A 1,853-nucleotide genomic window follows, 5' to 3' on the forward strand; every position below is an offset into this window, starting at 1 on the left:
CGGGGCGGCCCCCACCCGAGCGGACTAACCTGGCCGTATGCGTCTTTCCGCCCGGGTCGACTATGCCCTCCGCGCGGCCGCTGAGCTGGCCTCGGTCGCGGACGGGACCGCCGAGCGGAGCCGCCCGGTGACCGCGGAGCAGATCGCCCGGTCCCAGGACATCCCGCCGAAGTTCCTGGAGAGCATCCTGCTCCAGCTTCGCCGGGGCGGCATCGTGCACGCCCAGCGTGGCCCCGAGGGCGGCTACTGGCTGGCCCGGCCGGCGCGTGAGATCTCCCTGGCCGAGGTGATCCGCGTCATCGACGGGCCGCTCGCGCACGTGCGCGGCCAGCGTCCGGAACAGCTCGGCTATCAGGGCGCGGCCCGCGCGTTGCAGGACGTCTGGATCGCGTTGCGGGCCAGCGAGCGGGAGATCCTGGAGCTGGTCACGATCGCCGACGTGGCCTCCGGTGAGCTGCCCGGCCGGGTCAACGAACTGGCCGCCGACCCGCGCGCCTGGAGCTGACCGCGCCGTCCGGCGCGTCCTACCAACCGGATGGGGGACTTGACCGGGACCACCTTCGTGCCGCATTGTCGACCAAGTCGATAGGAGATACCGAAAAGTCAGGGGGCGCTCGTGCGCAAGCTGCTGGTCCTCGCCCTCGTCGGGCTCGCCGCGCAACTGGTCGACGGCTCGCTCGGCATGGCGTACGGGCTGACCTCCTCGACGCTGCTCCTGTTCGCCGGTGTCGCGCCGGCCGCCGCGTCGGCCTCGGTGCACCTGGCCGAGATCGGCACCACGCTCGCCGCGGGCGTCTCGCACTGGCGCTTCGGCAACGTCGACTGGCGGGTCGTCGGCCGGATCGCGCTGCCCGGCGCGATCGGTGCGTTCGCCGGGGCGACGTTCCTCAGTTCCATCTCCACCGAGGCCGCCGCGCCGTGGATGGCGGCCATCCTGTTCACGCTCGGCGCGTACCTGCTGGTGCGGTTCTCCCGGCCGCTTCGGGCCACCCGCGCCGCCGGCCGGCTGCGGAGCCGCTTCCTCGCCCCGCTCGGCCTGGTCGCCGGCTTCGTCGACGCCACCGGCGGCGGAGGCTGGGGCCCGGTCGCCACCCCGGCGCTGCTGGTCTCCGGCCGGATGGAACCCCGCAAGGTCATCGGCTCGGTCGACACCTCCGAGTTCGTCGTGGCTGGCGCGGCGAGCGTCGGCTTCCTGATCGGCCTGGGCACCGAGGGCTTCCTGCTGCCCACGGTGGCCGCGCTCCTGATCGGTGGCCTGATCGCCGCCCCGATCGCGGCCTGGCTGGTCCGCATCGTTCCCGCTCAGCTGCTCGGCGCCGTGATCGGCGGCGTGATCGTGCTGACCAACGCCCGCACGCTGCTCAGCGCCGGCGGCGTGAGCGGCTCGGCGCCGGTGGTGGTGTACGCGCTGCTCGGTGTCGCCTGGGTGGTCGCCATTGTCCTGGCGGTGCGGGCGCTGCGCCGCACCCGCCGCGCCCGCGCCACCGTCGAAGCGGCGCTGGCCTCCGCGTCCCCGGCCTCCGCGTCCCCGGCCTCCGCGCCGCCGGCCTCCGCGCCGCCGGTCGAGGCCGCGCCCGTCTCCGCGTCGCCCGCGGAGGCGGGGGAGCCCGCTCGGCCGGGGGAATCCGTCGGGTCGGCAGAGGCCGCGAAGTCGGGGCAAGTCCCGGAGCCGGTGGTTACCGCCGAGACCTCCGAGCCTGCCGAGGCCGCGGAGTCGCGGAAGCTCGCCGCCGCCGTCGAGGGCTGAGCCGCTCGCGTTCCCGGGCCGCGCCATCGCCCAGGAGTGTTCTGTCTCGGCGTGTCGCCCGCCGTAGAGACATGTCCTGCTGACCGATATGCCTCTCGGTTATAAT

At 74.4% G+C, this 1,853-nt stretch carries 2 protein-coding genes; both read left to right on the top strand.

The features are described from left to right. Positions 1–37 precede the first annotated feature (37 nt). Positions 38–505 carry an Rrf2 family transcriptional regulator gene (locus KBX39_RS30320; RefSeq protein WP_210873831.1) on the top strand — a complete coding sequence of 156 codons (468 nt, stop codon included), beginning with the start codon at positions 38–40 and terminating at the stop codon, positions 503–505. A 111-nt stretch (positions 506–616) separates the two neighbouring features. Further along, entirely contained in the window at positions 617–1,747 is a 1,131-nt protein-coding gene (locus KBX39_RS30325) for a sulfite exporter TauE/SafE family protein (RefSeq protein WP_210873833.1), read from the top strand. Positions 1,748–1,853: the final 106 nt, after the last annotated feature.

This window comes from Micromonospora sp. D75 (genome assembly GCF_018070405.1).
In the GTDB taxonomy this organism is placed as follows: Bacteria; Actinomycetota; Actinomycetes; order Mycobacteriales; family Micromonosporaceae; genus Micromonospora; species Micromonospora chalcea.